Below are 19,438 nucleotides of genomic sequence, written 5' to 3'. Positions count from 1 at the left end.
CCGTTCGCTCCGACAACCGTTTCAACCACCTCCACACAAGGTAGGGTGAATGCTGGAGCTGGAGCACGGGTTCCGGGTGGTCGACGTGCACGCGCGGCTGGAGCCGGACGAGGACCGCCGCCAGCGCGAGGGGCTGGGCGACCCCGAACGGCTGGAACGGGAGATGCACCAGGCCGGCGTCGTCAGGTCGCTGGTGTTCCCGAGCGGACGCGACGGCGACTACCTGCCGGCGAACAACGCCGTCGCCCGGATGAGCGTCGGCCGACCGTTCGTCGCGGTGGCCCGCATCAACGGCGCTCGCGACCCCGGTGACACGACCGCAGCGAAACTCCGGAATCTCACCGCCAGTCGCGGGGACGACCACACCTCCCCCGAGGACGTCGAGCAGTACGCCTACGACGACCGATTCGTCGGCTTCAAGCTCAATCCTCCCCGTGACGGGCTCCCCGACGAGGAAGTGCTCGAAGGCCTGGCCGACGTGGGCCTGCCGACCATCGTCCACGGCGGTCGGGAGTTCCCGCCGGAAGCCGTCGAGGCCACCCTCCTCGAATACGACTTCCCGGTCGTCCTCGCGCACTTCGGCGGCCATCCACTGGACCGAGAGCTGATGGAGCGCGCCATCGACCTGCTCGACCACGCCTCGTCGCTGTACCTCGATACGAGCTTCGTCCGCTACCGCGACCCGCTGGAGCGGGCGATCATGGAACACCCCGACCGGGTCTGCTTCGGCAGCGGCTCGCCCGCCGCCCACCCGAACGTCGCCGTCATGGAAGTACTGACCCTCGACGTCCCCGAGGACGCCATGACGAAGGTCTTCTCGAACAACCCCGCCCGCGTCTTCGAGGCGCTCGCACCCGCGGGTCAACAGTAGTGACTCCCGTGAAGCGGCTCCTCTATTCGCGTCGAGAACGACTACCGACTGTCGTAGACGGCGACGGCGCGGTCCGAGCGGGCCGAGCGGCCGTAGGGGTTGCGACGGGACGACCGGTCGAGCAGGCGCGCCCAGGCGCCGTCTTTCGATCCGACCGCCAGTCCGGAGAGCACGTCGCGGCCGGTGCCGAGCCAGTTCGACGGCGTGCCGTCGCCGCGGGCCACGTCCCGTAGCGAGTCGAGGGCGTCGCGGCCGGCGTGGATTACCATCCGCGCGGCCACGCGCGGGCGCACGCCGTAGTTCTTGACGAGTCGGTAGGCGAGCGAGCGATACTTCCAGCCGGGGTCGCTCGTCGGGCCGCCGCCGTCGGCGCCGACCTGGCGGGCGACGCCCATCCCGGACTGCCAGGTCACCGCGTAGTCGAGGTTCGCCAGCCGGTGGGCGCCGTCGCGGGCGCTGCCGATCTCCAGGTACTCGTCGAAGCCGTCCAGCGCGTCGAGCGCGGGTCGCGAGAAGGCGACGTTGCCGCCGTTGAAGTACGTGACCTCGCGGCCGGCCAGCGCGTCGGACTCGACCTCTTCCGTGGTCATCCCCCCGCGAAGTCGCTCGTGGACCGGGCCGGAGACTACGTCGGCGTCGGCCAGCCCCTCGACCAGGGCGCCGTACCACTCGTCGGTCACGGCCAGGCCCTGGTCGACCAGCGCGACGGCGTCGCCGGTGGTCTGTTCGATGCCGGCGTTGCGCGCGGCCGTGACGGTCCGGTCGGCGACTTCGACGAGTACGTCCACGTCGTCGCGTTCGCGGACCATCCCGGTCGTCCCGTCGGTCGACGGGCCGTTGACTACCACCACTTCGGCCGCGGCGACGTGCCCGGTCAGCGCGTCGAGCGTCCGGGCGAGTTGCTCCCGGCCGTCGAGCGTCGGAACCACCACCGAGAGCTGCATACAGTCCGTAGCAAGCTCGACGCGTATAAAAGCCGTGGGACGAACGGAGCCGTGCGACTCCGAGTCAGACGCCGCCGAGCGGGCAGAGCCACCGCGGACCGGACCGTTCGTCTCACTCGACGGTGGCCGACCAGTAGGAGATCGAGGCGAGGCTGTCGCCCAGCGGCGTGCGGTCGAGCCCCTCCTCGACCGTGCGGAACGCCTTCGCGACGCCGCCCGGAAGTTTCCGGTAGAGGCCGAAGGGGACGACGAACTCGTGGGTCTCGTCGGTCAGCCGCAGGTCGGCGGCCGCGAGCATGCCGTCGACCTCGCGCCGGGAGTACAGCCGCGACCCCATCGGGAGCGCCCAGTTGTACAGCGAGCGACCGGAGAACCGGTTGTACGTCTCGAAGACGACCTGATCGCTGGAGACCCGGGCGAGCTCGCGGAGGTACCGCTTTGGCTCGTCCACGAGGTGGAAAAACCGGATGGCGAACACGGAGTCGAAGTGATCGTCGGGGAACGGCAGGCGGGCCGCGTCCCCGCGCAGGAACTCCAGATGGTCGTCGACGCCGGCCTGGCGGGCCTTCCGCCGGCCTTCGCCGAGCATCGGGGCCGAGATATCCAGCCCGACCACGTCCGCGCCCTGCTGAGCGAGCATCACCGAAAAGCGGCCGGTGCCGCAGGCGATCTCGAGGATCTTCCGGTCCGCGACGGGCGCGAGCGCCTCACCGACCGCTTTCTTCTCCAGTCGGTCGGTGAGCCGACCCCCACCACGGGAGAACCGTTTGTCCTCGTAGGACTCGACGACAGTTTCCTGCTGGTACCACTCCTGACCCTTCACGATACCGGATTTGCCCCCTCGGGGGGCAAAAGAGTACTGAAAACGCTCGGGGACGACCGGGTCGACCGATCCCGGTCCCTCCGACGGCCGTCCGCTCGACGGCGGCGGTTTTCAGGCCGTGAACACCTCGTCCGGTCGGATCTCGACGATCACTCTGGGACCCGGGTCCTCGTCGTAGCTGGGGTACTCGTCGACGCCGAAGTAGCGGGCCGCCAGGTCGTCGATGTGGTCCTCGGCGCCCTCGTCGGTCAGCGCCGTCACCTCCCCGACCACCGAACAGTAGCGGTAGGCGTCGTCCGGGTCGACCATGCTCACACCGACGCGAGGGTCCGCCCGGACGTTGCGCTCCTTGCGGCGCCCGCGCGCCGTGTTCACCAGTACCCGGTCGGCTTCGAGGTCGTAGTCGATCCAGACCGGCGTGACGTGCGGGACTCCCTCCGGGGTCAGCGTCGCGAAGTGCGCGTAGGTCTCCTTCTCGAACAGTTCGTGGTACGGTTCGGGGATCGACGACATATCGGACCGTCGGTCCGCGGCATCGAAAAGGTGTACCCCGCCACGGTAGCGGCCGCCTTTCGGATCGCGGATCCGGCCGAAACCGCCGCCTACCGGCGACGCGTTCGACGAACGGGCGAAAATACTAGGGGACCTTATATGGTTTGGACTATTTGGTCATCCATATAGCCAACTTTTACCAGTGCTCTCGCGAGACGGAGCAGTATGAGCACGACGATAGACGAGCCGGCGGCGGAGGAGGCACTGGGTGAAGCGGAGTTCCGCGAGCGGCTCCGCGAGCTCCCTCCGAGCGCGAAACTGGTCGCGAAAGTACTGGAGACGGACGCCCCGCTCTCGCAGGGCCAGCTGGCCGAGGAGTCGCTGTTGCCCGACCGAACCGTCCGCTACGCCCTCAACCGCCTCGAAGAGTCCGGCCTCGTGGGTTCGCGCTACAGCTTCCACGACGCCAGAAAACAGGTCTACTTCCTCAACAGCTGAGCCGCCGCGGCCGTTCGCGCCTTTCTCGGAATCGAATCCGGATCCGAACGCGTTCGACGCTACCGCTCGGCCAGCGCCGCGTCGGTGTCGTCGAAGCCCTCGATGTCGACGCCGTCGCCGGTGACCTCCGCGACGTAGACACCGTTGCCCGAGCCGGTGTCGCGCTCGCTGGCGGCCTCGACCGCTCGCACGGCCAGGTCGCGAGCGTCGGCCATGCTCATCGCCTCGTCGTACTCGCCCTCGATGGTCCCGTAGGCGAGTTGCATGCCCGAGCCCGTCACCGTGTAGTCGTCGGCCATGACGCCGCCGGCGGGGTCGATACTGTAGACGTGACTGCCCTCCTCGTCGACGCCGGCGAGGATCGGGTTGATGGCGAAGAAGGGCCCGCCGCGGGCGAAGTTGCCCGCCAGCGTCGCGAGCGCACCGATGCTGATCGACTCACCTTTGCGCACCTCGTAGAGGTCTGCCTCCGAACGGAGCGTCCGGATGAACGACTGGGCGCCGCCGACGCTCCCGACGAGCGTCAGCACGCCGGTCGGGTGGACCTGCTCGACCTTCTGGACCGACTTGTTCGAGACGAACCGCCCACCGAGGGAGGCGCGCCGGTCCGTCGCGACGACGACGCCGTCGTCGGTCGCGATCCCGACCGTGGTCGTCCCGGTCTTGTTGACCGTACCCTCGTCGCGGTCTCCCGCGTTCGCGCCGCCGGGTTCGCCCGCCTCGCCGAACCCGTCGGTGAGCTCGGGCGCGGTCGGGTCGCCGACGGCGTCGGCGCCGGTCAGCGGGTCGGTGAATCTACTCATCGGTCTCACCGCCGTCGAGTTCGTCGAGGTGGCTCGCGATCTCATCGGGGTCGAGCGAGCGGACCCGGTGGGTCTCGGTGTCGATCACGGTCACTTCGGCGGCCTGGGGGTCGACCGCCTCGTCGTCCTCGCCCTGTGCGATGGTCTCCAGCGCGAGGGCGACCCCCGAATCGAGGTCCATCTCCGGTCGGTACTCGTCTTCGAGGAAGCTCTGGAGCGCCTCGCGGTTCCCGCCGATGGCGGTCGCCTTCCACTCGTAGGGGGTCCCCGAAGGGTCCGTCTCGAAGAGCTTCGGCGTCCCGTCGGGGTCGACGCCGCCGATGGCCAGCGCCACGCCGAACGGGCGGACGCCGCCGCTCTGGGTGTAGCGCTGGATGTAGTCGGTGACCTCCTTGGCCAGCGACTCGACGCCGATCGGCTCGTCGTAGCGCAGCTTGTTGACCTGCGCCTGCTCGCGTGCGAAGTCGACGAGCTGGCGCGCGTCGGCGACGTGGCCCGCGCTCGCGACCGCGATGTGGTCGTCGATGCGGTGGAGTTTCTCGATGCTCTCCTCCTCGACGAGCGGCGAGCGTACCTGTCGGTCCGCCGCGAGTACCACGCCGTCGGCGGTGCGAACGCCGACACTGGCGGTGCCGCGCTTGATCGCTTCCCGGGCGTACTCGACCTGATAGAGGCGTCCGTCCGGCGAGAAGATCGACGTCCCGCGGTCGTACGCCTGCTGGTTCTGATCCTGCATAGTGTGCGTCACTGAGTCGTCGTGACTAACCTCCAGTTAGGAGTTGCTATATATAGGCCTTTCCACAGAGTAGCGGTCGCGACCGGACCGCGGCTGCCGTGGGCCGAGGTCGCGTCGGTCGCGGTCCGGGGTCTCGGCCGGGCCGGTCAGTCGTCGCCGACGGGGTCGTCGAGGTATCGCGCTTCGAGGCGGGTCGCGGTGGGCGGGCGCCGGACGTATCGGGCGTCGACGACCGCGAGCGCCGCCGCGAGCAGGCCGAAGCCGGCGGCGGCGACGAGGAGCCAGAGCGGGTTCGCCCCGACGAGGGGGGCGACCAGCGGGAGGCCGACCGCGAGTGCGGCGAGGTACGCGACGGAGGCGGCCGCGACGGCGACGACGAGCCCGAGGGCGTACTCCGACCCGGTCCTCGGCGGGGCGCGGCCGCCGGCGTATCCGAGCGCGAGCGCACTGACGGGGAACATGACGGCGAGCCCCAGCGCCCACGTCGACGCGGTCGTCCCGCCGGCGGCGAGCGCGGATCCGAGCCCCCAGACCGCGAGCGCGACCAGCAGGGAGACCGCACCGGTGAGTCGAGCGACGGCGGTCGTCTCGTACATCAGAGCGGCCCTCCGCTACCGTCTCGAGGCGGCGTTTGCGGGCCTGTCGAGGTCGGATCGGCAGTCGAGGTCGGATCGGTGGTCGGGGTCGGACCGCCGGTCGGCGGTCGGTCGGAACTGCGTTGCGTCGCGACGGGTCGCACGGTCATGGCGATACCCTCTCTCTCGGCTACGCGGGCTTAACTGGTGGCATCGGCTCCGGCGAACGGACGGCGAACGATCGGCGAACTGCGGCGCTCTCCCCCGAACCGGACCGTGATCTGTCGATCCGACTCGATACGCTCGGATTACTCCGGGTCGAGCGAGCGGTTGGGATCGTCAGGCGACGGGCTGGCCGGCGGCTTCGGCTTCGGGTGCGACGGCGCCGCCGATCGCGCCACCGACCGCACCGGGGATCCCGGTCGCGGCGACCCAGATCAGCGCGACGACACCGGCGCTGAACCCGAAGATACCGGCCACGAGGGTCCCGGCGAACAGCAGGACCAGCGCGACGATGATGCCCCCGATCGTCGTCGCCAGGAACCCGTGGAGCGCGCCGCTACCCAGTCCTTCCCGGGCGGCGTATCCGGCTATCGCGCCCGCGATGAGGCCGGTCAACCCCGCTCCGACCGTCGGGAGCGTCGCGTCGGTGAACGGGAGGCCCAGCCCGCCGAGGAGCCCGATTACGAGCGATCCGACGATTCCGTACGCGACGGCCATCCACTTTACCATACGCGGATCCAGACCGGCTGCCGTGTTAAGCGAAGTTGCCGCCACGGGGAGGTAATTTCAGCTTCGCGTGCGGGATGGCCGCGGCCACGGGAGGAATAGACGCGAGTTGCCGGCGAGGTTCGAGTCCGTCGAACCGGGTCAGTACAGCGAGAGGTCGCCGGTGACCTTGTCGACGAGGTCGTCGCGGGCGGGTCCGACGGCCAGCGCGCTGGCGGTCCCGGGTTCCAACTGGGTGTGGCCGGCGTCCCGAACCACGGCGTGGGGCAGCCCCTCGCGCTCGGCCTCGTCGGCAAGTTCGAACAGCTGTGACTCGCCGTTCGCTTGGAGGACGACCTTCTTCTGGCCGCTGCCCTTCCACTCGTTGGCGGCTCGGCGGTCGGCGTCCTCGAAGGCCATGAGCGACGCGTGGGCGACTTGCGCTGCGAGCTTCCCCTCGCCCATCCCCAGGTCGGCGCGGGCGACGATGGCCTGTTTCATGGCTCCCCGGACGACCGGGCGCCGTATCTGCCTTTCCATCCCCCGCTGGGCGACCGTTCGGTGGCGGCGGTCAGGCGCCAATGACGACCCGGCACCGACGAGGGTCCGCAGGAGTTACCACCCGCCGCGTCGAGCGGTGTGTCATGCCATCGAATCCCGTCCTCCCCGGTTTTCACCCCGACCCCTCGATATGTCGGGTCGACGAGACGTTCTACCTGGCGACGAGTTCCTTCGAGTACTTCCCCGGCCTGCCGCTCTACCGGAGCGAGACCCTGACCGACTGGGAACCGATCGGCCACGCGCTCACGCGCGAGTCGCAACTCGACACCCGCGAGGCGCGGATATCCGGCGGGATCTTCGCGCCCACCCTGCGCCACCACGACGGCACGTTCTACGTCACGTCGACGAACACGAGCGGCGGCGGCCACTTCGTCGTCACCGCCGACGATCCGGCGGGCGAGTGGTCCGACCCCGTCTCCGTCGACGCGCCCGGCATCGACCCCGACCTGTTCTGGGACGAGGACACCTGCTATTTCACCTACTTCACGACCGACACCGACCGCGGGATCGAGCAGGCCGAGATCGACCCCGAGACGGGCGAACTGGGCGAACAGCGCACCGTCTGGACTGGCCACGAGGACCCCCACGCCGAGGCGCCGCACCTCTACGAGCGCGACGGAACGTACTACCTCGTCGTCGCCGAGGGCGGGACCAGCACCGGCCACTCCGTGATGGTCGGCCGGAGCGACGACCCGACGGGCCCCTTCGAGTCCCATCCCGACAACCCGATCCTTACCCATCGCGACGACTTCTACCGCGACGTGCACGCGACGGGCCACGCCGACCTCGTGACCGACGCCGACGGGAACTGGTGGCTGGTCTGCCTGGGCACCCGCCCGCGCGGCGGCTTCCCCGGGTGGCACCATCTGGGTCGCGAGACGTTCCTCGCGCCGGTGTCCTGGGACGAGGGCTGGCCCGTCGTCGCGGACGGGGCGCTCCCGTCCGAGATCGACGCGGCCGCGCTGCCGGGCGAGGCCACCCCTGCGAGCGCCGGGTCGGACCCGGTCGAGCACACCGACACCGACTTTTCCGAGGGACGAAGCCACGAGTGGTGCTACCGGCGGACGCCCGACCGGGACCGCTACGCGTTCACCGACGACGGGCTCGTCCTCCGCGGCGGTCCCGAGTCGCTGGACGAACCCGGGACGACGTTCCTCGCCCGTCGGCAGACGAACTTCGACTGCCGGATCCGCGCCGACCTGGCGTTCGACCCCGACCCCGGCGAGGAGGCGGGGCTGGCGCTCGTCATGGACGAGGGGCACCACTACGAGGTCGGGGTCCAGCGTAGCGACGGTGCGGACGGATCGGTGGCCGTCGTCCGCGTCACGATCGGCGACGCGACCGACGTGCTCGCCCGCGGGCCGGTCGGCGAGCGAGTGACCCTCGGCGTCGACGCGACGGCGGAGACCTACGAGTTCCGCGTCGACGGCGAAGTCGTCGCCGAGGCGCGCCCGAAGTACCTCTCGACGGAGGTCGCGGGCGGGTTCACCGGCGTGGTGGTCGGCCCCTACGCCGTCGCCGAGAGCGGCCCGGCCGAAGCCACGCCCGCTCGCGTCGAGCGGTTCGTCTACGAACTCGCGGACGGATAGGCGGCCCCGAGACCGCGTTTCGCTCCCGTCCCGCCCGCCCCGATCGGACACTGCGATAGCATGAAGAAGGTTTTCAAGGGAGGGTCGTGTCAGCCACCCTATCGATGGTCCTCCGCCGCTCCAGCGTCCGCGACGTCCTCGCCGAGCCCCTCCCCGACGAGGCGAGTACGCGCGACGCCGCGCTGATCTTCCTGATCGCACTCGCCCTCCGGGGCTGGGTGTGGGCTCGCATCGGAACCCACGTCGTCCGCGACGCGACCCGCTACGTGGCGTGGTGCAACGACTTTTCCGCCGGGACCCTGTTCGGGACCCGGGCGCTCGCGTACTCCGGCTACTGGCTGCCCTACTGCGGCTGGCTGCGAGCGACCGGCGAGTGGGTCCACGGCTGGGTCGGCGTCCAGGTCGTGCTCTCGGCGCTCGCCTGCGTCCTCGTCTACGCCACCGGTCGCCACCTGGCCGGTCGGTCGGCGGGCATCGTCGCCGGCGTCGCGCTCGCCCTCCAGTGGGAGGTGTACCGGTGGGTCGTCCGTCCGCAGTCGGAGTTCATGCTCACGTTCGCGCTCGCCCTCGCACTGTGGCGCCTGGCGCACTACCACACGACGCCGACGACCCGCAACCGCCTGCTCGCGCTCGGATCGCTTGGCTTCGTCGCGCTGGTCCGACCGAACGGCCTGCCCATCGTCGGCGCGTACCTGCTCTACGACCTGCTGCCGGCGACCAGCGACCGCCGGCTGGATCTCGGGTTCCCGGCGAAGGTCAACCTCGGCATCGTCGGCGTCCTCGCCGCGGCCATCGCCTATCGCCTGCAGTTCGGCTGGGCGAAGGGGTCGATGCTGTACCACTGGCGCGAGGGGATAATCGTCACGCCGGAGCGAGTCGTCTACGGCTACGACCCCGCCGCGGCCAGCGGCGTCCTCGACTTCTTCGTCGCCAACGCCGAACACGTCGTCGCTATCGCCGTCCTGCGCGGGCTGTGGTTCTTCTCGCCGGTGATGCCCGGCTGGTCGTCGGGTCACACGGTCCGGGCCGTCACGACGCTCACGCCCCTGCTGGTCCTCGCCGCCCTGGGGATCCGGGCGGCGATACGGCGCGAGGAGTGGGACCTGCTCGCGCTGTGGGCGACGCCGCTGGCCGCGGTCGTCGTCACCGCGATGGGCATCTGGGTGGCCGGCTGGCGGAACTTCCTGGGCCCCGCCGTCGTCGTGTACTCGCTGTTCGCCGGCTACTACGTCTCGCTGAGCGAGTGGCCGCGGCGGGTCCGCGCGCTGAGTCCGGTGTAACGCCGAACACGGTGGGCCGTCGAAATCTCGACGCGCCCACCGCCGCCAATCGTGATGTTTTACCCCGAGGGGGGTCAGACCTCTGTATGATACTGTCGGACGCCGATATTCTGCGACGCCTGGAGACGGGAGATCTAGTGGTCGAGCCGCTCGACGACCCGGACCTCCAGATCCAGCCCGCCAGCGTCGACCTGCGGTTAGGCCGGACCTTTCTGGAGTTCCAGCACGCCAACATCCCCTGCATCCACCCGACGAGCGAGCGCGAGGTCGACGAGTACGTCGAGGAGACCGTCGTCGACGAGGACGGGGAGTTCATCCTCCACCCGGGTGATTTCGTACTCGGAACCACCTACGAGCGCGTCGAGATTCCGCCGGACCTCATCGCCCACGTACAGGGCCGCTCGTCGATGGGCCGACTCGCCATCGTCATCCACGCCACAGCGGGGATCATCGACCCCGGATACCGGGGGCAGATCACCCTCGAACTCTCGAATCTCGGTACTGCGCCCGTCGCGTTGACGCCGGATATGCGCATCTCCCAACTCATCTTCACCGAACTCACGTCCAGAGCGGAACGACCGTACGGGAGCGGCCGCGGTTCGAAGTACCAGGACCAGTCCGGGCCCCAGGCGTCGAAGATTCAGGGCGACCGCGAGTTCGGCGGGGACCAGTGAGATGCCGTCGACAACGGCGGTGACCGACCGATGAAGTTCGTCGAGGAGGTCGTCGTCGACGAGTTCCTGCCGACGTTCCGGTCGATGCTCGCCGAGGCGCTGCGCGAGCGCGGACTGACCCAGAGTGAGGTCGCGGAGCTGCTGGGCATCAGCCAGAGCGCCGTCTCGAAGTACGTCCACGGCGAGGTCGAGCGCAACGACCGCCTGCTCTCGGACCGCCGGCTGCGCGAACTCGTCGAGCGCCTCGCGGAGGGGCTGGCCAGCGGCGAGATGAGCCCCGTCCAGGCGCTCGTCGAGGCGGAGGTGTTCGTCCGCCAGCTGGAGCAGGGGGACCTGCTCGCCCAGCTCCACGAGGCGGAGATGCCCGGCCTCGCCGAGTACGGCGACGACCGCTTCGCGATCCACGACCCCGAGAGCACCGTTCGCGCGGCCGAGCAGGTCCTCGCCTCGCTGCGGCGGGGCGTGCGTATCCTGGAGAACACCGACGAGTTCCCCGAACTCGTGCCCGCGGTCGGCTCGAACCTCGTCGAGTGCCTCCCGGAGGCCGAGGGTATCGAGGACGTGGCGGCGGTGCCGGGCCGGATCCTCGACCTGGAGGGGACGACGGCCGTCCCGGGCGACCCGGAGTTCGGCGTCAGCGAGCACGTCGCGAGCGTGCTGCTCGCGGCGCGGGCGGGCGGGAGCGACGCCCGAGCGGCGTTGAACGTCCGCTACGACGCCGACATCGTCGAGACGCTCACCGAGGCGGACTACGTCGCCGTCGAGTTCGACGCCGAGGCCGACCTGACCGATGCGGTCGCGGACGCGCTCGCCGACTCGCCCGACGCCGACGTGCTCTACCAGACCGGCGGGTTCGGCGTCGAACCGATCGTCTACGTGCTGGGGACCGACGGCCCGGCCGCCGCCCGCGTCGTCAGGGAACTGTAATGACGAACGACGCCCGCGCGACCCAGGCGTTCTACGGCCGCTGGGCGACCGCCTACGACTGGCTGGCGACCGCGCCGGGCGTCGACTCCTGGCGCGACCGGGCGGCCGACCGGCTCGGACTCGAGGCGGGCGACACCGTCGTCGAGATGGGCTGTGGCACCGGCGCGAACTTCTCGCAGTTGCGCGAGCGCGTCGGCCCGGAGGGGCGGGTCGTCGGCGTCGACGTGACCCGCGGCATGCTCCGGCGGGCGAGCGAGCGGGTCGACCGCGCGGGCTGGGAGAACGTCCACCTCGTGCAGGCCGACGCGCGGCGGCCCCCGGTCGACGGTCCCGTCGACGCGGTGCTCGCGACCTTCGTCGTCGGGATGTTCGCCGACCCGCGGCCGGCCGTCGAGCGGTGGATCGAGGCGCTCGGTCCGGACGGGCGGATCGCCCTGCTCAACGCCGGCCGCTCCGAGCGGCGGGTGGCCGCGCCGCTGAATCTGGGATTCCGCGCGTTCGTCCGACTGGCTGCGCCCGGCGACGGACGCGTCTCGCCCGTCGAGAGTCTGGAGCGACGGGTTGCGACCGCCCGCGACGCCGTCTTCTCGAGGTGCTCCGACCACGGTTTCGACGAGTTCGGGCTGGGGTTTCTGGGGCTGGCCTGGGGCGAGCGGCCGTGAGCGACCGGTGCTGGGGCTACTCGCTGTCGAGCACCGCGCGGAGCGGCGCGGGGACCGACAGCGCCCCCGACTCGACGCGGTAGACGAGACAGCCGGCGAGGGTGAGCAGGCTCCCCCACAGCACCGGCGTGCCGAGGCGAAGCACCGGGAGCGCGGCGTCGAGTATCGCCTGCCTCGTCGCGGGGTCGAGCGGGAGCGCCCGGACGGTCTCCCGGAGGTTGCCGTACGACAGCGAGACGTTGGCCAGCAGCGCGCCGGCGACGAACAGCTGTCGACCCCGGCCCGCGGGGAGGTCGTAGAGGAGGACGACCAGCGAGAACGCCGTGTAGGCGTAGTACAGTAGCAGCGACGGAAAGGCGAGCACCGTCGCGACCAGCGTCCCGTGGACGGCGACGTGGCGGTCGGTGACGGTCCGCGGGCGGTAGTACAGCGCGGCGAGGACGGGCGCGAGGATCGCCGCCGCGCCGACGGCGTACCAGATCGGGTCGACGGTCGGGAACAGGACCGACAGCGGCCGGCGGAGGGTGACGTAGCTCCGGCCGGGCGCCAGCCCGCCGACGAAATCGGCCGTCTCGCGCTGGGGGAGCAGGGCGGCGGTGACGTACGTCCGCGTGGTGTCGACGTCGAAGACGGCCAGTCCCAGTCCGAACAGGCCGACGGCGGTCCCGACCGCGGCCGCGATGGCGCGCCAGGCGCGCCGGCGGAGCAGCCACAGGCCGACGACCGCGGGGAAGACTTTCACGAACGCCGGGACCGCGAGCGCGACGCCCGCCCTGGTCTCCCGGTCGCGGGCGAGCCAGACGAACCCGGCGACCAGCGCGAGGGCGAGGACGTGGTTCACCTGCCCGTAGCCCAGCGAGGGCGCCGAGGACGCCGACGCGAGCAGGAACGCGAACAGCAGACCCCGTTCGAGCCGGCTCACGGCGTAGCCAAGTGACTCGACGTAGCCCGTGAGCAGGCGCGTGGCCAGGGCGCTCGCGCTGGCGGAGACGGCGGTGATCGCGAGGAAGCCGGGGATCCACGACTCGGCGAGCGCCGAGGGGAGGAAGGCGAGGACGGCGGCGGGCGGGTAGACGTAGTGGTAGCCGCTGTCGGCCGGCGTGACGGCGTAGAAGTCACCGCCGGTGAGTGCGGTCTCGGCGGCGACGTGGTAGACGCGGTAGTTCAGGCCGAAGGTGCCGGGCCTGTTGACGGCGTAGTTGACCACGATCGCGACGCCGAGGAGGGCGCCCGTGGCGAACACCGCCAGCGCACCCCAGTTCCGGTCTGTCACGGTCGGCGGTGCACGGGCGGGCGCCTTGTGCGTGTCGGATGGCAGCGTTCGACGCGCGCCGTCGAGTGCGGTCGGGTGCGGTCGAGGCTTCGGTAGCGAGCGAACCGAAGGGCTCTCACGTCGCCGCACTTTTGTGAATCGCGATTGAATTCCGAACGATGCCCTCCACCAAGACGACAGGCGCGGCCCCGATAGCCACCGGTGTGCTGCTCGCCGGGACGGCCGCACGGGAAGTCGCACAGCACGGATTCGAACTCTGGACGACGCTGGCGCTCGCCGGCGGCCTCTCGGCGGTCGCCGTCGGCGTCGGCGTCCTGACCGGTCGCGGCGGGTTCGACACCGACGAGACCGACGAACACCGCGACCGGCTGTCGACGGTCGCGCTCGCCGGCCTGGCGCTGACGAGTATCGCCGTCGGTGCCGGGATCGCGCTGGCGTAGACGACGCCTACGCTCCGACTCTCGGTCGCTCTACTGTCGATACCGCTCGGCGTGTTCGGGACAGAATTCGGGCTCGCGGAGCTGTGCCCGAATCACTCCGGGCTGACGGTGTGGATTCGCCAGCCGGCAGTCCTCCTCGTCGCAGAAGCTCTCGCCGGTCTCCAAATAGTGGTAGCACTGGAGGACGTAGCCCCGCAGCGCTTCGGAGGTCCGAGGGTCGGACTCCACCAGGAACTCCCCGTCGACCTCGTTTTCCAGCACCTCTCGCGGAGGTGCCCCGCCCGACAGCAGCGCGTGTTTCTGCTGTTCCTTGTAGTACTGCTCTGGCTTGGCGGGGGCCTCGTAGAGGCCCGGGACCGACACGAGGCCGGGCTGGCCGAGGACGTTCACCCGCTTGTGCCAGCGACCGTCGTGGTCGCCCCAGGTGCCGACGACGCGGTCCAGCAGTGGGACGTGCAGGTGACCGAGCCCGCGCTCGCCGTCCGGAACCAGACCGTTCAGGATCTCCTGTACTTGCAGCCCGTCGTAGATGACGCCGCCGCCGCGTTCGGGGCTCTCGATAGCTCGCTCCTCGTATCGGACGATCCCGACCATCGTATTGCCGGTCTCGCGTTCGTACGGCGAGAGCACCCGCGCCTCGGCGAACGACTCGGCGAGGTCCTCGGACTCGCCGCCGTCTTCGGCGCCGAAGACCGAGCAAAAGCGGTCGCGCACCCGCACGTCGGCGTCGACGCGCTCGCGGAGCCACCCGGCGACCGCGTCGGCGTCGGCCTCGGTGGTGGGCGCACGGTAGAGCGTGACTGCCTCGACCATACGAACGCGTGGTACCACCGGGTAAAACGCGTTGCGGCTCGCGACCGACACGCGCTCGCGCGACCGCTATACCTCGCTACCGTCGAATCGCTCGTGGCGCTGGTCGTCCATCTCCGCGAGGTGTTCCCTGATGACGCTGCGCCTGTCCTTGCGGTTGCACGCCGGTGCCGGACAGCCGACGTAGTCCCGCTCTCTGGCCGCAGTCTCGGGCATGTATCGCGGTACGCACCCGCTTGGCATAGGCCGTCTGTCCATCTGCTTGCGAGATGGATCCGGGGTCTATGTCCGAAAATCAATACACTATTGTACACGCTAATACAATAGCGTACGACTATGGGGGAGACAACGTTCGATGTCGAGGCGGACTTCCTGACGATCGGTCGGACGTTCGCGGAGTACCGGCGGATGTTCGACTTGCGCGCCGAGGACATCGCAGGGCGGGCGCTACTCGACTGCGGTGGGGGTGCGGGTGCGTTCACGGCGACGGCGGCGGAACTCGCCGAGCGCGTGGTCGCCACGGATCCCCTCTACGGCTCGCCGCCCGACGCCCTCGAACCGCGACTCGACACGGCGATCGAGTACAACCTCGATCAGCTCCGCGAGAAACGGGACCTGTTCGTCTGGGACTTTTACGGCGACGTCGAGGCCCGAGGGCGGTACCTCCGCGCGGCGGCCGAGCGCTTCCTCGCCGACTACGCGACCCGTCCGGAGCGGTACGTCGCGGGCGCGCTGCCGGATCTCCCGCTCGCGGACGACAGCGTCGACCTCGCGCTCGCGGCGAACCTGCTGTTCGTCTACGACGACCGGCTCGACCGGGAGTTCCACGAGGCCGCACTGCGCGATCTCGCTCGCGTCGCACGCGAGGAGGTGCGCGTGTTTCCGCTGCACTCGCTGGACCGGACCCGCTCGGCGTTCGTCGAGCCCGTCGCCGACGCGCTCCGGGCCGACGGCCACGCGGTCGAGTTCGGGGCGGTGCCCTACGAGTTTCAGCCCGGCGCGACCGAGATGCTCGTGATCGAACCGGCGTGACCGGCGACGGGACGCCCCCGCTCACCACAGCGGCGGCATCCGCCCCGGCTCGGTCGCGTCCTCGCGGACCGCCGCAGCGGTGTGCTCGGCGCTGATGAGACACATCGGGACGCCGACCCCCGGCGTCGTGTAGCTGCCGACGTAGTACAGCCCGTCCGGATCGCCACGGTGAGAGGGCCGTAGCGGCCCGGTCTGGCGGAGCGTGTGTGCCAGCCCGAGCGCGGTCCCCTGCGGGGCGTCGACCCACTCGGCGAACTCGGAGACGCAGGCCACCCGTTCGACGGCGATCCGGTCGCGGAGGTCTACCCCGGTGTGGGCCGCGATGTCGCCGAGGACCTGCTCGCGGAACCGCTCGCGTCGCTCGAGCGAGTCGTCCAGCCCCGCCGCGATCGGGACGAGGACGACCACCGTCTCGTGGCCCTCGGGCGCGATCGTCTCGTCCGTTCGGGAGGGGACGTTCACGTAGTAGGCGGGGTCCTCGGGCCAGGCCGGGTCGTCGAAGATCCGCTCGAAGTGGTCGTCCCAGTCGGTCGGGAGGACGAGCGTGTGGTGGTCGAGTTCCGGCAGTTCGCCCTCGACGCCGAGATACAGCATGTACGCCGACGGGGCGTAGGTCCGGTCGGCCCAGTAGTCGTCGTCGCGGCCGTACTCGGGACCGAGGAGGTCGCGCTGGACGTGGGCCGGGTTGGCGCCGCAGACCACCCGATCCGCCCGGTGGGCGCCGGCGTCGGTCTCGACACGCAGTCCGCGCGACCGTTCCTCGAGGGCCGTCACGGCCGTCTCCGTCTCGAACTCGACGCCGCGCTCGCGGCCGAGTTCGACCAGCGCCTCGACGACGCTGTAGATCCCGCCCTCGGGATAGAACACCCCGAGTTCGAAGTCGACGTGAGCCATGAGGTTGTACAACGCGGGGGTGTTGTGTGGTGCGCCGCCGAGGAAGACCAGCGTGTACTGGACGAGCTGACGGAGCTTCGGGTCGTCGAAGTAGTCGGCGGCGTGGTCGGCCATCGAACCCAGCAGCGCGATACCCCGTGCGGATTTCGCCACGTCGGGGTCGAGGAAGTCCCGGAAGCGCGGGCGGTCCTCGTAGACGAACCGGTCCATCCCGACCTCGTAGGTGAACGCGGCCTCGTCGAGGTACTCGCGGAAGGCCGCGCCCGCCCCCTCTTCGTAGGACTCGAAGATGTCGGCCACCGCCGCGGGGTCGTCGGGCACGTCGACCCGATCGCCGTCCTTCCAGAAGACGCGGTAGTGCGGATCCAGCCGGTCGAGGTCGTAGTAGTCGGCGGGCGAGCGGTCCAAGTGCTCGAAGTACCGCTCGAAGACGCCGGGCATCAGGTACCACGACGGCCCGGTATCGAAGGTGAAGCCCTCGACCTCGATCCGGTTGGCCACGCCGCCGAGCCGTTCGTTCTGCTCGACGACGGTCACGTCGGCGCCGAGTTCGGCCAGCAGCGGCGCGGTCGCCAGCCCGCCGAACCCGCCGCCGACGACGGTGACGCGCTCGCACGCCAGCGGTTCGTCCGACAGGTCCGGCCCGTCGGGGGTCGTCTCCCGCGTCGGTCCCGAGTCGCGAGCGGTCGCGTCCCCGGTCGACTCCCGTGCCATACCCGGGACCGAGGACCGCCCGACCATCACGCCCCGTCCGCGTTCCCAGCCCGCTGGAACGCCGGCCGGTTTTTAAGCCCTGACAGACCCCCACATCCGCCGATGGCGTACGCCGACCCAGGGCTCTCGCTACCGGGAGCCGAACGGACGGGACCGACCGGGCGCCTGCTGCGGGCGTCGCGAGCCGTCTTCCTCGGGCTGACGGTCGCGTTCGCGGTCGTCAGCTACGCCGGCGTGGGCGTCCCGCTGGAAGCGCAGGCTGCGGTGTATCTGGGCCTGATGGGGACGGTCAGCCTCTACCACGGCGGCTTCGAACACGTCGCCAACCTCCGCGGTCGCGGGGAGTCGCTGCAGGCCCGATATCTCGCCGCGTACGTCGGCTTGCTGGCCGCGGCGCTGTGGCTGTTCGCGGTCGCACCCGTTGCGGGGCTGGTCGTCGCCGTCGCGATTACGGTCCTCAAGGCCGGCCACGGCGGGATCGCCGTCCGTCGACGCGTCCGTTCGGACGAGGGGCTCGGGACCTGGCGGGCGCGAGTCGTCGGCGCAGCGGTACGGGGCGGCGCGGTGATGGTCGTCCCGTACCTGGCCGCGCCGGGCGTGTTCAGCGCCGTCGCCTACGCGATGGCGGGCTTCTTCGCGAGCGACCCCGCGATCGGCCCGCTGTTCGATCCCGTCCGTCGGGCGTTCGTCGGCGGCTGTTACGCCGGTCTCGTCGTCGCCTACCTCGGGGCCACGCGGTCGACCGCCGAACCGTCGGCCTGGCGCGCCGAGACAGCCGAGGTGGGACTGCTGATCGCCTACTTCGCCCTCGTCCCGCCGGTCGTCGCCGTCGGCGTCTACTTTCCCTGCTGGTACGCGACCCGACAGGTCGCTCGCATGACCGACGACGCCCCCGACGCGACCCTGGGCGACGCTCTCCGACGAGTCGCCCGCGACGGCGCACTCCCGTGGGTCGGCGCGCTGGCCGTCCTCGCCGGTCTGGTCGTCTGGCTGCCCGAACCGCCGGCCAGCGCCGTCGGCTGGGTGGCCGTCTACAGCGTCTTCGTCGCCTGCGTCGCCGTCCCGCACGTCGTCGTCGGCGCCTGGCTCGACCGTACCCGCGGGATCTGGTCGGTCCACTGAGCGACCGGCGGCCGTCCGAGCGGCGCTCGCCCGACTCGTTCAGTCCAGTTCGCCCAGCAGGTCGACGGCGGCGGCCCGCCCCCGCTCGAACAGGTCGTCGATCAGGTCGGGGTCGCGGTCGACCCGCGAGGCCAGCGACAGCGGCTTCGAGAGGACGAGCTGTCGGACGGTCACCGGTTTGTACGCCGAACGCGGGAGCCACTCCGCCTCGACCCACTCGGTGACCTGCTCGACGAAGTCGATCTGCTCGGTCAGCGAGATGTCGGCCGCCAGCTCGTCCCGGCGGTCGGCGATCGCCCGCTCGCTCCGCGGTTCGCTCTCGCGACGGGCGGGGTTGACGCGGACCACCCAGATCTCGTCGGGCTTGTCCGCCACGTCGTCCGGTTCGACGAGGAAGGGCTCGATCGGTGGGTTCTGCGCGAACAGCCCGTCCCAGTGGGGGACGCCGTCGAGGTCGACCGCCGGAAACACCTGCGGCGCCGCTGCCGACGCCAGCAACACCTCGGGCGTCACCGCGCGCTCGTCGAACGTCCGGAACCGACCGTCGAGCACGTCGACGGCGCTGACGAACAGCCGCGGGTCCCCCGGCTCGACCCGCCGGCCGAACTCGACGTGGCGCTCGACGAGCGCGCGCAACTGCGCCCGGCCGGCCCACGCCGCCGGGTTCGCGTACGGGCTCACCGACGGGAGCGGCGCGCCCGCCGCCGCGAGTTCGACCGTCCACACGCCCAGGTCGTTGACCGTCCGTTCGGTCACCGAATCCACCGCGACGTCCGCCCAGAGATCGGCCACTCGTTCGGGGACCGCCGTCGGGCCGTCCGCACGGAGCGCGTCCCACGCCGCCGCGGCCGTGATCGCTCCCCCCGAGGTCCCGCTCAGCCCCTCGACGGCGTACCCCGCCGGCAGTCCCTCGAACAGCTCGGCCAGCGCGCCGCCCGCGAACGCCGTGTGGCTCCCCCCGCCCTGGCAGGCGAGCGCGACCGTCGTGTCTGGTTCCATACGCCCCCTTC

General features: G+C 70.7%; 23 protein-coding genes. 10 read left to right on the top strand and 13 right to left on the bottom strand.

What is annotated here, in order from left to right; translation table 11 throughout:
- The first annotated feature begins 49 nt into the window (after positions 1-49).
- The gene (locus tag I7X12_RS05460; protein WP_198062850.1) at positions 50-871 is read left to right on the top strand and encodes an amidohydrolase family protein; all 822 of its coding nucleotides are present in this window, start codon (positions 50-52) and stop codon (positions 869-871) included.
- 41 nt (positions 872-912) lie between these two features.
- Here I7X12_RS05460 and I7X12_RS05455 read toward each other — a convergent pair whose 3' ends face one another.
- The 3 genes from I7X12_RS05455 to I7X12_RS05445 form a co-directional block, all read right to left on the bottom strand.
- The gene (locus tag I7X12_RS05455) at positions 913-1,815 is read right to left on the bottom strand and encodes a glycosyltransferase family 2 protein (protein WP_198062849.1); all 903 of its coding nucleotides are present in this window, start codon (positions 1,813-1,815) and stop codon (positions 913-915) included.
- A gap of 112 nt (positions 1,816-1,927) precedes the next feature.
- Entirely contained in the window at positions 1,928-2,638 is a 711-nt protein-coding gene (locus tag I7X12_RS05450) for a class I SAM-dependent methyltransferase (RefSeq protein ID WP_198062848.1), read from the bottom strand.
- A 111-nt stretch (positions 2,639-2,749) separates the two neighbouring features.
- Positions 2,750-3,151 (bottom strand): pyridoxamine 5'-phosphate oxidase family protein, encoded by a 402-nt coding sequence (locus I7X12_RS05445; RefSeq protein WP_198062847.1) that lies wholly within the window; start codon positions 3,149-3,151, stop codon positions 2,750-2,752.
- Between the two features lie 204 nt (positions 3,152-3,355).
- On the opposite strand from I7X12_RS05445, the gene I7X12_RS05440 reads away from it, so the two are divergent.
- Positions 3,356-3,628 carry a MarR family transcriptional regulator gene (locus I7X12_RS05440; RefSeq protein WP_006885878.1) on the top strand — a complete coding sequence of 91 codons (273 nt, stop codon included), beginning with the start codon at positions 3,356-3,358 and terminating at the stop codon, positions 3,626-3,628.
- Positions 3,629-3,687: 59 nt separating this feature from the next.
- Here the strand turns inward: I7X12_RS05440 and psmB are convergent, their stop codons facing one another.
- The 5 genes from psmB to pth2 all read right to left on the bottom strand — a co-directional run bounded on the left by psmB (position 3,688) and on the right by pth2 (position 6,951).
- Positions 3,688-4,431 carry an archaeal proteasome endopeptidase complex subunit beta gene (psmB, locus tag I7X12_RS05435; protein ID WP_198062846.1) on the bottom strand — a complete coding sequence of 248 codons (744 nt, stop codon included), beginning with the start codon at positions 4,429-4,431 and terminating at the stop codon, positions 3,688-3,690.
- Complete coding sequence (gene psmA / locus I7X12_RS05430) at positions 4,424-5,167, bottom strand: archaeal proteasome endopeptidase complex subunit alpha (RefSeq protein ID WP_198062845.1); 744 nt, start codon at positions 5,165-5,167, stop codon at positions 4,424-4,426. The genes psmB and psmA overlap by 8 nt, the downstream gene beginning before the upstream one ends.
- 146 nt (positions 5,168-5,313) lie before the next feature.
- Positions 5,314-5,763 carry a hypothetical protein gene (locus I7X12_RS05425; RefSeq protein WP_198062844.1) on the bottom strand — a complete coding sequence of 150 codons (450 nt, stop codon included), beginning with the start codon at positions 5,761-5,763 and terminating at the stop codon, positions 5,314-5,316.
- A gap of 318 nt (positions 5,764-6,081) precedes the next feature.
- On the bottom strand, positions 6,082-6,474 hold the full coding sequence (locus I7X12_RS05420) for a DUF5518 domain-containing protein (protein WP_232343062.1): 393 nt from the start codon (positions 6,472-6,474) through the stop codon (positions 6,082-6,084).
- A 138-nt stretch (positions 6,475-6,612) separates the two neighbouring features.
- Positions 6,613-6,951 (bottom strand): peptidyl-tRNA hydrolase Pth2, encoded by a 339-nt coding sequence (gene pth2 / locus I7X12_RS05415; RefSeq protein ID WP_198062843.1) that lies wholly within the window; start codon positions 6,949-6,951, stop codon positions 6,613-6,615.
- A 143-nt stretch (positions 6,952-7,094) separates the two neighbouring features.
- On the opposite strand from pth2, the gene I7X12_RS05410 reads away from it, so the two are divergent.
- The 5 genes from I7X12_RS05410 to I7X12_RS05390 all read left to right on the top strand — a co-directional run bounded on the left by I7X12_RS05410 (position 7,095) and on the right by I7X12_RS05390 (position 12,143).
- Complete coding sequence (locus I7X12_RS05410; protein ID WP_198062842.1) at positions 7,095-8,600, top strand: glycoside hydrolase family 43 protein; 1,506 nt, start codon at positions 7,095-7,097, stop codon at positions 8,598-8,600.
- A 104-nt stretch (positions 8,601-8,704) separates the two neighbouring features.
- Positions 8,705-9,880, top strand: a complete 1,176-nt coding sequence (locus tag I7X12_RS05405) for a glycosyltransferase family 39 protein (RefSeq protein WP_198062841.1) — start codon at positions 8,705-8,707, stop codon at positions 9,878-9,880.
- An 86-nt stretch (positions 9,881-9,966) separates the two neighbouring features.
- The gene (gene dcd, locus I7X12_RS05400; RefSeq protein ID WP_198062840.1) at positions 9,967-10,554 is read left to right on the top strand and encodes a dCTP deaminase; all 588 of its coding nucleotides are present in this window, start codon (positions 9,967-9,969) and stop codon (positions 10,552-10,554) included.
- Between the two features lie 30 nt (positions 10,555-10,584).
- Complete coding sequence (locus I7X12_RS05395; RefSeq protein WP_198062839.1) at positions 10,585-11,481, top strand: thiamine-phosphate synthase family protein; 897 nt, start codon at positions 10,585-10,587, stop codon at positions 11,479-11,481.
- Entirely contained in the window at positions 11,481-12,143 is a 663-nt protein-coding gene (locus tag I7X12_RS05390; RefSeq protein WP_198062838.1) for a class I SAM-dependent methyltransferase, read from the top strand. Before I7X12_RS05395 ends, I7X12_RS05390 begins: the two co-directional genes overlap by 1 nt.
- Positions 12,144-12,159: 16 nt before the next feature.
- Here I7X12_RS05390 and I7X12_RS05385 read toward each other — a convergent pair whose 3' ends face one another.
- Positions 12,160-13,416: a glycosyltransferase family 87 protein gene (locus I7X12_RS05385; protein ID WP_198062837.1), complete on the bottom strand. Its 1,257-nt coding sequence runs from the start codon at positions 13,414-13,416 to the stop codon at positions 12,160-12,162.
- Positions 13,417-13,574: 158 nt separating this feature from the next.
- On the opposite strand from I7X12_RS05385, the gene I7X12_RS05380 reads away from it, so the two are divergent.
- Positions 13,575-13,856, top strand: a complete 282-nt coding sequence (locus I7X12_RS05380) for a hypothetical protein (RefSeq protein ID WP_232343060.1) — start codon at positions 13,575-13,577, stop codon at positions 13,854-13,856.
- A 30-nt stretch (positions 13,857-13,886) separates the two neighbouring features.
- On the opposite strand, the gene I7X12_RS05375 is transcribed toward I7X12_RS05380, so the two are convergent.
- Positions 13,887-14,669 (bottom strand): DUF7001 family protein, encoded by a 783-nt coding sequence (locus tag I7X12_RS05375; RefSeq protein ID WP_198062836.1) that lies wholly within the window; start codon positions 14,667-14,669, stop codon positions 13,887-13,889.
- Positions 14,670-14,735: 66 nt separating this feature from the next.
- The gene (locus I7X12_RS05370; RefSeq protein WP_198062835.1) at positions 14,736-14,882 is read right to left on the bottom strand and encodes a hypothetical protein; all 147 of its coding nucleotides are present in this window, start codon (positions 14,880-14,882) and stop codon (positions 14,736-14,738) included.
- 120 nt (positions 14,883-15,002) lie between these two features.
- On the opposite strand from I7X12_RS05370, the gene I7X12_RS05365 reads away from it, so the two are divergent.
- Positions 15,003-15,698 carry a class I SAM-dependent methyltransferase gene (locus I7X12_RS05365; protein ID WP_198062834.1) on the top strand — a complete coding sequence of 232 codons (696 nt, stop codon included), beginning with the start codon at positions 15,003-15,005 and terminating at the stop codon, positions 15,696-15,698.
- 21 nt (positions 15,699-15,719) lie between these two features.
- Here the strand turns inward: I7X12_RS05365 and I7X12_RS05360 are convergent, their stop codons facing one another.
- Entirely contained in the window at positions 15,720-17,306 is a 1,587-nt protein-coding gene (locus I7X12_RS05360) for a phytoene desaturase family protein (protein WP_198062833.1), read from the bottom strand.
- Between the two features lie 102 nt (positions 17,307-17,408).
- Here I7X12_RS05360 and I7X12_RS05355 point away from each other — a divergent pair, with 102 nt between their 5' ends.
- Positions 17,409-18,428 (top strand): Brp/Blh family beta-carotene 15,15'-dioxygenase, encoded by a 1,020-nt coding sequence (locus I7X12_RS05355; protein ID WP_198062832.1) that lies wholly within the window; start codon positions 17,409-17,411, stop codon positions 18,426-18,428.
- Between the two features lie 39 nt (positions 18,429-18,467).
- Here the strand turns inward: I7X12_RS05355 and I7X12_RS05350 are convergent, their stop codons facing one another.
- Positions 18,468-19,427 (bottom strand): patatin-like phospholipase family protein, encoded by a 960-nt coding sequence (locus tag I7X12_RS05350; RefSeq protein WP_198062831.1) that lies wholly within the window; start codon positions 19,425-19,427, stop codon positions 18,468-18,470.
- Positions 19,428-19,438: the final 11 nt, after the last annotated feature.

The sequence above is a fragment of the Halosimplex litoreum genome (assembly GCF_016065055.1).
Lineage (GTDB): Archaea > Halobacteriota > Halobacteria > Halobacteriales > Haloarculaceae > Halosimplex > Halosimplex litoreum.
The sequence above is the reverse complement of the archived record's forward strand: the minus strand, read 5'-3'. Positions and strand labels throughout refer to the sequence as shown.

Coding starts and splice junctions, on each gene's coding strand:
- I7X12_RS05355 (WP_198062832.1), top strand. CDS start 17,409: ATGGCGTACGCCGACCCAGGGCTCTCGCTACCGGGAGCCGAACGGACG.
- I7X12_RS05365 (WP_198062834.1), top strand. CDS start 15,003: ATGGGGGAGACAACGTTCGATGTCGAGGCGGACTTCCTGACGATCGGT.
- I7X12_RS05440 (WP_006885878.1), top strand. CDS start 3,356: ATGAGCACGACGATAGACGAGCCGGCGGCGGAGGAGGCACTGGGTGAA.
- I7X12_RS05390 (WP_198062838.1), top strand. CDS start 11,481: ATGACGAACGACGCCCGCGCGACCCAGGCGTTCTACGGCCGCTGGGCG.
- psmA (WP_198062845.1), bottom strand. CDS start 5,167: ATGCAGGATCAGAACCAGCAGGCGTACGACCGCGGGACGTCGATCTTC.
- I7X12_RS05405 (WP_198062841.1), top strand. CDS start 8,705: ATGGTCCTCCGCCGCTCCAGCGTCCGCGACGTCCTCGCCGAGCCCCTC.
- pth2 (WP_198062843.1), bottom strand. CDS start 6,951: ATGAAACAGGCCATCGTCGCCCGCGCCGACCTGGGGATGGGCGAGGGG.
- I7X12_RS05445 (WP_198062847.1), bottom strand. CDS start 3,151: ATGTCGTCGATCCCCGAACCGTACCACGAACTGTTCGAGAAGGAGACC.
- I7X12_RS05460 (WP_198062850.1), top strand. CDS start 50: ATGCTGGAGCTGGAGCACGGGTTCCGGGTGGTCGACGTGCACGCGCGG.
- I7X12_RS05350 (WP_198062831.1), bottom strand. CDS start 19,427: ATGGAACCAGACACGACGGTCGCGCTCGCCTGCCAGGGCGGGGGGAGC.
- I7X12_RS05425 (WP_198062844.1), bottom strand. CDS start 5,763: ATGTACGAGACGACCGCCGTCGCTCGACTCACCGGTGCGGTCTCCCTG.
- I7X12_RS05380 (WP_232343060.1), top strand. CDS start 13,575: ATGCCCTCCACCAAGACGACAGGCGCGGCCCCGATAGCCACCGGTGTG.
- I7X12_RS05420 (WP_232343062.1), bottom strand. CDS start 6,474: ATGGTAAAGTGGATGGCCGTCGCGTACGGAATCGTCGGATCGCTCGTA.
- I7X12_RS05370 (WP_198062835.1), bottom strand. CDS start 14,882: ATGCCCGAGACTGCGGCCAGAGAGCGGGACTACGTCGGCTGTCCGGCA.
- dcd (WP_198062840.1), top strand. CDS start 9,967: ATGATACTGTCGGACGCCGATATTCTGCGACGCCTGGAGACGGGAGAT.
- I7X12_RS05410 (WP_198062842.1), top strand. CDS start 7,095: ATGCCATCGAATCCCGTCCTCCCCGGTTTTCACCCCGACCCCTCGATA.
- I7X12_RS05455 (WP_198062849.1), bottom strand. CDS start 1,815: ATGCAGCTCTCGGTGGTGGTTCCGACGCTCGACGGCCGGGAGCAACTC.
- I7X12_RS05375 (WP_198062836.1), bottom strand. CDS start 14,669: ATGGTCGAGGCAGTCACGCTCTACCGTGCGCCCACCACCGAGGCCGAC.
- I7X12_RS05395 (WP_198062839.1), top strand. CDS start 10,585: ATGAAGTTCGTCGAGGAGGTCGTCGTCGACGAGTTCCTGCCGACGTTC.
- psmB (WP_198062846.1), bottom strand. CDS start 4,431: ATGAGTAGATTCACCGACCCGCTGACCGGCGCCGACGCCGTCGGCGAC.
- I7X12_RS05360 (WP_198062833.1), bottom strand. CDS start 17,306: ATGGCACGGGAGTCGACCGGGGACGCGACCGCTCGCGACTCGGGACCG.